This is a genomic window from Actinomycetospora sp. C-140, from assembly GCF_054796175.1.
Genome location: NZ_JBTWNF010000025.1, coordinates 94,307 through 102,302 on the forward strand (window position 1 = coordinate 94,307; position 7,996 = coordinate 102,302).

General features: G+C 77.9%; 7 protein-coding genes. 5 read left to right on the forward strand and 2 right to left on the reverse strand.

Going from position 1 to position 7,996, the window contains the following annotated elements:
- Positions 1-6: 6 nt before the first annotated feature.
- On the reverse strand, positions 7-672 hold the full coding sequence (locus ACR9E3_RS30070) for a response regulator transcription factor (RefSeq protein WP_460384585.1): 666 nt from the start codon (positions 670-672) through the stop codon (positions 7-9).
- Positions 663-1,256, reverse strand: coding sequence for a histidine kinase (locus ACR9E3_RS30075; protein WP_460384586.1), 594 nt, complete (start codon positions 1,254-1,256; stop codon positions 663-665). Before ACR9E3_RS30075 ends, ACR9E3_RS30070 begins: the two co-directional genes overlap by 10 nt.
- A 197-nt stretch (positions 1,257-1,453) precedes the next feature.
- Between ACR9E3_RS30075 and ACR9E3_RS30080 the strand changes: the two genes are divergently transcribed.
- The 5 genes from ACR9E3_RS30080 to ACR9E3_RS30100 all read left to right on the forward strand — a co-directional run.
- Complete coding sequence (locus ACR9E3_RS30080; protein ID WP_460384588.1) at positions 1,454-3,544, forward strand: Hsp70 family protein; 2,091 nt, start codon at positions 1,454-1,456, stop codon at positions 3,542-3,544.
- Between the two features lie 160 nt (positions 3,545-3,704).
- Entirely contained in the window at positions 3,705-5,627 is a 1,923-nt protein-coding gene (locus ACR9E3_RS30085; protein WP_460384590.1) for a DICT sensory domain-containing protein, read from the forward strand.
- Positions 5,628-5,666: 39 nt separating this feature from the next.
- Complete coding sequence (locus ACR9E3_RS30090) at positions 5,667-6,710, forward strand: methylenetetrahydrofolate reductase C-terminal domain-containing protein (RefSeq protein WP_460384592.1); 1,044 nt, start codon at positions 5,667-5,669, stop codon at positions 6,708-6,710.
- A complete protein-coding gene (locus ACR9E3_RS30095) occupies positions 6,707-7,483 on the forward strand; it encodes a class I SAM-dependent methyltransferase (protein ID WP_460384594.1) in 777 nt (258 codons plus the stop codon). Before ACR9E3_RS30090 ends, ACR9E3_RS30095 begins: the two co-directional genes overlap by 4 nt.
- A gap of 220 nt (positions 7,484-7,703) precedes the next feature.
- Positions 7,704-7,996: hypothetical protein (locus ACR9E3_RS30100; protein ID WP_460384596.1), on the forward strand; the 293-nt coding region annotated here is incomplete at its 3' end.

A 7,996-nucleotide genomic window follows, 5' to 3' on the forward strand; every position in this document is an offset into this window, starting at 1 on the left:
GGCCCGTCAGTCGTCGCCGCGCTGGGAGCGCAGGTAGGTCAGCACGGCGAGCACCCGGCGGTGGTTCGCGGACGTGTCGGCGTGCAGGCCGAGCTTGTCGAAGATGTTCGCCACGTGCTTCTCGACGGCCTTGCCGCTGACGAACAGCGTGGAGGCGATGCCGCCGTTCGAGCGGCCCTCGGCCATGAGCTTGAGGACGTCGCGCTCGCGCTCGGACAGGGTCCCGACGAGGTCCCGCTTGTCGCTGCGCGGGCGCTCGACGAGGCGTTTCGCCAGCTCCGGTTCGATGACGATCTCGCCGGCCCCGATGCGGGTCAGCGTGTCCGAGAGGACCTCGACGCTGCCGACCTTCTCCTTGAGCCGGTACCCGATGCCGTCCGTGCCGATCTCGAGGATCCGCATGAGGTAGTGCGACTCGGCGTAGTGCGAGAGGAACAGCAGGCCCATCTCGGGGTACTGCGCGCGCAGCCGCTCGGCGGTCACGAGCCCGCCGTCGGGCTCGGGCGGCATGCGGATGTCGAGCAGCGCGACGTCGGCCGGGGTGCGGGTGAGGGCGGCGACGAGCTGGTCACCCCCGGGCTCGCAGGCGACGACCTCGTGGCCGGCCGCCTCGAGCAGCATGACGAGGCCCTGGCGGAAGAGGGCGCCGTCCTCGGCGACGGCTACGCGCACGGGAACCTCGCGGTGATCGTGGCGCGCCCGGCGCCGTCCGGCGTGGCGTCGACCGAGCCGCCGAGCGGGGCGGCCTCGTCGAGGACCGCGCCGCGCTGCCCGGGGTCGACGCCGTCGAGCGTGAGCACCAGGTCGCCGCCCTCGACGCGGACCCGGACGACCACCTCGCCGTCGCCCTCGCCCGCGGCGGCGAGGCACGTCGCGGCCGCGAAGTAGGCCGCTCCCTCCGCCGCGGTGCCCGCCCGGGCGTCGACGGCGTCGATCCGGGCGGTCGCTCCGGTGGCCGTCGCGAGCTCGCGGAGCGCGGGCCCGAGGCCTGCCTCGTCCAGCAGCGGCGGGTAGAGCGCGCCCTCCACCTCGCGCAGCTCCTGCAGGGCGGCCCCGAGCTCGTCCTGGAAGGCGTCGAGGCCGCGCACCCACTCGCGCGACGGTGCCTCGGCACGCAGGACCCCCAGGCGCAGCGACAGGGCCGAGAGGCGCAGCGCCGGGCCGTCGTGCAGCCGCCGCTCCCACCCCCGGCGGGCGTGCCACCGTTCCGCGCAGCGGCGGCGGTGGTCCTCACCCGGGTCGTCACCGAGGGTCATCAGCGCAGCCTCCTGTCGCGACCGGCGTGCCGACCAGGGTGTGCACCCTCGGGGGTGGTCGGGAGAGCCCGACCTCTCCCGTCGTCGCCGCACACTGCGCGTGTTCACTGGGACTCCCTGAGTGGCAACCGGGCGTGGACTCCTCGCTGGCGAGGAACCCGGAAGTTACTATCCGTCAGATTGCCGGAGGAGGGGTCGTGACGTACAGCCTCGGGATCGATCTCGGCACGACCTTCGTCGCCGCCGCGATCTCCCGGGACGGCCACCGCGTCGAGATGGTCCCGCTCGGCGATCGCACGGTCACCGAGCCGTCGGTGGTCATGCGCCGCCAGGACGGCACGCTCGCGGTCGGGGACGCCGCCGCCCGCCAGGCGGCCGCGCGCCCCGGCGACGTCGCCTGGGGCGTCAAGCGCCGCCTCGGCGACCCGACCCCGGTGGTGCTCGGCGGCGCGTCCACGCCGGCCGACGAGCTGCTCGGGGCGATGCTGCGCGACGTCCTGTCGCGGATCGAGGCCGAGGAGGGCGGCCCGCCGGACCGCGTGGTGCTGACCCACCCGGCCAACTGGGGGCCCTACCGGCGCGGGCTCTTCGAGGACGTCGCGTCGCTCGCCGGGTTGCAGGACCCGCCGATGCTCACCGAGCCCGAGGCCGCCGGGGTGCACTTCGCCGTCACGCGCGGTCTCGCGGAGGGCGAGCTGCTCGGCGTCTACGACCTCGGCGGCGGCACCTTCGACGCCGCCGTGCTGCGCGGGCGGGCCGCCGGGGTCGAGATCCTCGGGGTGCCCGAGGGCATGGAGCACCTCGGTGGCGTCGACTTCGACGAGGCCGTCCTCGACCGCGTCGACCAGGCCTGCGGCGGCGCGGTCAGCGAGCTCGACCCCCACGACAGCCGTGCCCGCGCCGCCGCCGCCCGCGTGCGCCAGGACTGCGTCGTGGCCAAGGAGACCCTCTCGGTCGACGACGAGGCGAACGTGTCGGTCCTGCTGCCCGCCCGGCAGGACGACGTGACGGTCACCCGCGACGAGTTCGAGGCGATGGTCCGCACGCCGCTCGAGTCCACGGTCGCGGCCCTGCGCCGGGCGCTCGAGTCCGCGGGCGTGACCGCGGGCGCGCTGAGCGCCGTGCTCCTCGTCGGCGGCTCCTCGCGCATCCCGCTGGTGGCGCGGATGGTCGGCGAGTCCCTGGGCTGCCGCACGGTCGTCGACAGCCACCCGAAGCACGCCGTGGCGCTCGGCGCGGCGGTCGTCGCCGCCCGGGGCACCGACGCCGTCGACACCGCGAGCCGCGCGACCGCCGACGACCCGACGCCCACCCCGGCCCACTCCTCCGGACGCAGCCCCCAGGCGTCGCCCGCCCTGCCCGTCACCGACGCCCCGGCGCCCGAGGTCGTGCACTCCCCCGACCCCGTCGCCGCGACCCGGGCCCTGCCCCGCGACCTGGCGAGCCGCGCCGCGTCCGTTCAGCCGGTCGGGCCCGACGGGTCCGGCGTCGGCCGGCCGGACCCGGGCCACCCGGGCGCTGCGGGTCGCGCGCCGGGCGGGGGCGCGCAGCACGCCCCGTCGCCGGGCTCTCCTCGACCGGCGGCCGGTCCCGCCCCGGGCCACGCCGCCGCAAGCGCGGGCACCCCCGACAGCCACCGTGTCCCGGGGGCTCCGGGTCCACCGGGGGGCCCGCCCGGCCACGCCGCGCCCGGCCCGCCCGGTCAGCCCCCGGGCGCGCGCGGCGCACCGGGCGGCGTCGGTCCCGGGGGTGCCGGTCCCGGGGGTGCCGGTCGCGGTGGTCCTGGTGGTCCCGGCCCTGGCGGCGGCGGCCCCGGTGGTGCCGGCCCCGGTGGTGCCGGCCCCGGTCCCGGTGGCCCGGGTGGTGCACGACCCCGCGCCCCGTATCCCGGGCCCGGTGGTCCTCCTGGTCCCGGTGGTCCTGGGCGACCTCCCGGCCCGGGCGGCCCAGCGGGTGGCGGCGGTCGCCCGCCCTACGGCCCCGCCGCTCCCGGCAGCCCCTACAGCCCCGGCAGCCCCGGAGGTCCGGGCCGCCCGCCGCCCGATCCCCGTCTCCCGGCCCCGCCCGCACCACCCGCGCGGCCGGGCGACACGGCCGGCGCCGGGGCGGCGCCGGCCGACGCCCTCACGTCGACCGTCGGGGCGGCGGGCACGGTGAAGGGCAACGAGCCCGACGTCACGGTCGCCGGAGACGACGGCCAGCGGGTCCGTGTGATCGCCGTGATCGTCGTGGCGGTGCTCGCCGTCGCGATCGTGGTCGGGTTCCTCTTCTTCCTCGGCATCCTCTGAGGGCCCGGGCGGTCCACCGTTCGCCGCCCTGCGTGGCCCATTCGACGCACACGGTGGCGTGCAGACGGTCATGTTCCCCACCGTTGGGGGTACGGCGACATCACCCGGACGGTGGCTCGGCGACGACGCTGGGCACGCGGGTGGGCGGACGGAGGGCTGCATGGTCGACGACGACACGAGCGCGAGGCGTGCCGAGCGACCGGAGACCGACCCGTGGTCGCCCGACCGGCCGACGCCGGCGTCGAAGCGCTCCCTGGTGGCCGTGTCGCACGCGATCGAGGCCGCGGTCCTCGCCGGGCCGGTCAACGCCCCGACCGTCGTCGTCGCGCTGTTCCAGCACCAGGCCTACTTCGCTCGCGAGTACGCGGTCTACGAGCGCATCGCGGCCTCCGGCGCCGTCGTCGTGCTCGCGTTCGCCGACGGCGAGGCCCACGACGTGCCGCCGGGGTGCCAGCTCGTCGTCCTCGACCCGACCGAGCCGCTGGCCGACGAATGGACCGTCGTGGCCGTCGGCCCGCAGGCCGGGGCGTTCCTCGTCGCGACCGACGCCCACCGGATCGACCCCACCGAGCACAGCCTCGAGGCGGGCCGCGAGTTCATCGGGCGCTGGGGCTGGTCGCGGGTCCAGGCGGCCAACGAGCTCGCGCGGATGCGCTCGGCGCTCGGGACCCGGCTCGAGACCGCGGTCGGCTACACGATCGACGGCCTGCTGGCGCGGGTGATGCCGGCCGGGGGCGCGGCCGCGGCGTCGGGAGGCACCGACGGCGAGCGCTGGGCGACCCACGCGCTGCACCGGATGGTGCGCCGGATGCAGGACGCGCGGGAGGGCACCCGGGTGCTGCGCGCCCAGCTCGTGGATGCGCACGCCGCCGTCGCCGCCCGCTCCGCCGCGCACGTCGACCCGCAGTCCGGCCTGACCACGCCCGAGTTCCTCACACGGTGGACGAACACCGGCGGTCCCACCGCCCTGCCGGTCGGCGTGGCCCTGATCGACGTCGCGGCCCTCGGCGGTGCCGAGCAACGGCTCGGACGCCGCGCGGCGTACCACGCGGCCCGCCGTGTCGCGGCCGCCGTCAGCGAGCCCCTGGGACCGGTCGACGCGGCCATCCGGCTGTCCGAGCGGGAGTTCGCGCTCGTCGTGCCGGGAGCGTCGTCGCGGCACCTCGCGGGGCTGGTCGACGCGGTCGTGGAGCAGCTCGAGCTCTCCTCGGACGGCTACCCGAACCTGCCGCTGGCCGGGCCGGTGGCGTGGACCGTCACCCTCACGCGGCCGCTGCCGCTCGACGACCTGCACCTCGCCCTCGGGACCCCGGAGCAGCCGGCCGCCACCCTCGCCGGCGACCCGATCACCGTGCGCGAGCTCGCCGACGACGGGGCGGGGACCGGCGCCCACCACCGCGAGGAACCGGTCACCGACCGCATGCCACGCCTGCGGGTCTCCGACGCCGCCACCACGGAGCCGCCGGAGGACGACGTCGCCGCGTGGCCGGCGCCGTCGGGGGACGACGCCCCCGACGCCGTGCCCCACGCGGCACCCGAGCCCGACGCGGCCCCTCACGCGACCACGGCGGCGGACGGGGACGCGCCGTCCGGGCCCCGGCCGGTGCCGGGCCGGCGCGGTGTGCCCGACCCGGACGAGCAGGGCGGCCCGGGGCTCCCCGGCGGCCGGTCCGGCTGGGACCCGTTCGGGGCATCGGTCCCGCCCGGCCCCGCGCCCTCGGGTCCCGTGCCCACGCCACAGGACCCCGACGGCGACCGCCACGGCACCAACGGCACGGGCCCCGCGGCAGAGGTCGGCCACGGTCCCGGTGCCGCCGGGTCGGCCGAGCACGGCGAGAGCGGCGACCCCGCCGACCGTCCGTCGCCCAGCCCGTCGCCCAGCCCGTCGCCCCGCCCGGGCCGTCGGCGTCTCGCGGGCGGGGAGCCGGCGCTGAGCATGCTCTCCGACCTGCCCCGGCGGCGGCGCACGAACGGGACCGCGCCCGGGACGTCGGAGGGCGGTACGGAACCGTCCCGTCCGACGTTCGGCGTTCCCGGCGTTCCCGGCGATACCGGGGGTGACCCGCCGCCCACCGCCTCCTGAGGCGGTTTACCGCCGGGTCGCCCGCGGGAACGTCGCCGCGTGCTCGACCAGATGCCCGCCCCGGCGGCGGGGTGCCCCAAGCGCATGGTGTTCGGGCCGTGCGGCGGGGTGCGCAGCGACGGTTCCTGCGAGCTCGACGCCGCCCGGACCTGCCCGTGGTGCGACGACGGCGACCCGCTCGCCGTGCGTCCGTGGCCGTCGCCGACGGTGACCGGGCCGGCCGACGCGCCGGCGATCCTCACCGACCTGTCCGTCCCGCCGTACGACCTCGCCGCGACACGGGAGATCCTCGGGCTGCTCGCCCCCGTCTCCGACGCCGTGCTGGTGGGCGAGCACCACCACCGGCCGGACTTCCCGCCGACCATGGTCGCCGCGGAGATCCTCGCCGCGGGCACCGGGCCCTGGATCACGCTGACGTGCCGCGACCGCAACCGTGTCGTGCTCGAGCAGGAGCTCGCCGGGCTCGCCGCGCTCGGGATCGACGGCGTGCTGTGCGTGACCGGCGACGGCCGCGGGCAGGACGTGCGCCCGGAGGTCACCCAGGTCTTCGACCTCGACAGCACCCGGCTCGCCCACCTCGCCGCGACGTCGGGCCTGACCACCGCCGTCGCCGTCGCCCCCGCCGCCCCGCCCGCCGACCTGCGTCCGGCGGCGCTGGCCGAGAAGCAGCGCGCCGGCGCGTCCCTGGCCGTCGCGAACCACGTCGGCTCGCCGGCGGCCCTGTCGTCCTTCCTCGACCGCGCCCGTGCGGCCGGCGCCGACCTCCCCGTGATCGCGGGCGTCGCCGTCTACACCGACGAGCGCTCGGCGGCCGTGCTCGCCGCCTTCCCGGGGCTCGCCCTCGACCCCGACGCCGTCGCCGCCGTCCTCGCCGCGCCCGACCCGCGCGAGGCGGGGATCGAGGCCGCCGTCGCCGAGGCCGAGGCGCTGCTCGCGGTGCCGGGCGTGGCCGGGGTGAATCTGTCCGGGCTCGCGTCAGCCGACGGCTGGCGCGCGGGCGCGGAGGTCAAGGCCGAGGTCGCCGCGCGCATCGCCGAGCGCACACGCGGGGACGCGGGCCTCACCCCGGGGCGGCGACGGTGAGCGCCCCCGAGAGCGCCATGGAGGCCGAGTTCGACACGGTCGCGGCGTGGACCGAGGAGGCCGTCGAGGCGCTGGGACGGGACCACGCGATCCCGGCCGCGTGCCGCGGCAGCGGCTCCCCCGCCGACCTGGCGTGGCTCGCGCGGGGCCTCGACCTGAGCGGCGACGAGGCCTTCCTCGACGCAGGCGCCGGGCTCGGCGGACCGGCGGCGTGGCTCGCCGACCACGTCGCCGAACGCTGGCGGGGACGCCCCCTGCTCACCGAGCCGATGGTCCACGCCGCCCGGTCGGCACGGCGCCTGTTCGGGTTCCCGACGGTCGCGGCGGTGTCCGAGGAGCTGCCGGTCGGCTCGGACAGCGTGGACGTCGCGTGGTCATTGGGCGTCCTGTGCGTCACGCCCTCCCGGGACGCGATGGTCGCCGAGCTGCGCCGGGTGCTCCGGCCGCAGGGCCGCCTGGGACTGCTGGTGCTGGAACGCGGCGAGGCGCCGCTCCCCGAGCAGCCCGAGGGCAACGACTTCCCCACCCGCGAGGAGCTGGACGACCTGCTCGGCGACGCCTGCTTCCACGTGGACGACGAGATCGACGCCGCGCGCCTGCCCGGGGCGCCGTCGGCGTGGTCGGAGCGCGCCGACCGCGTCGACGAGCACCTGCGCCGGCACCACGGCGAGCACCCGGCGTGGCGCGCGGCCCAGGAACAGGAGCGGCTGATGGGCCGGTTGCTGCGCGAGCGGTACATCGTGACCCGGCTCCTGCGCGCCACCGCACGCTGACGCGACGGGCGGGCCGCACGTGCTCCTCCTGCGCTCGGCGGCACGTCCGGACGGGCGACACACGGGCGGGCGCACCACCCGCCGCGGAATCGGTTCAGTTCGGCGCGATCACGGCGTGCGCTCCTCGCCGGGGCGACCCCGGGCGTCTTCACTGGAACCGAGCCGGACGACCCTCTCCCCCGCGTCCGCGGGTCGTCGCCCGGCTCCGGGAGGAGTTCAGGTGACCTACGACGCGGTCAGTGCCTACACGGTGCTGTTCGGCGACGGCGAGGCGCCGGCGACGGTCAGCGTGCACGGTTCGGCCGAGGAGGCCTGGGGTGCGCTCGACGTCCTGGTGCGCGGGCGTTCCCGCCGCTGGCGCGCCCGTCCGGGCACGGTCGACGAGGACCGGGTCGCCGAGCTCGCCGAGCGCTGGCGCCGGGCCGACCCCGAGCGGCGCTACTGGCAGGTCGCCCCGCACCGCCTGCGCGTCACCGTGCCGGCCATCGCCCACGACCGCGCACCCCGTCCCGC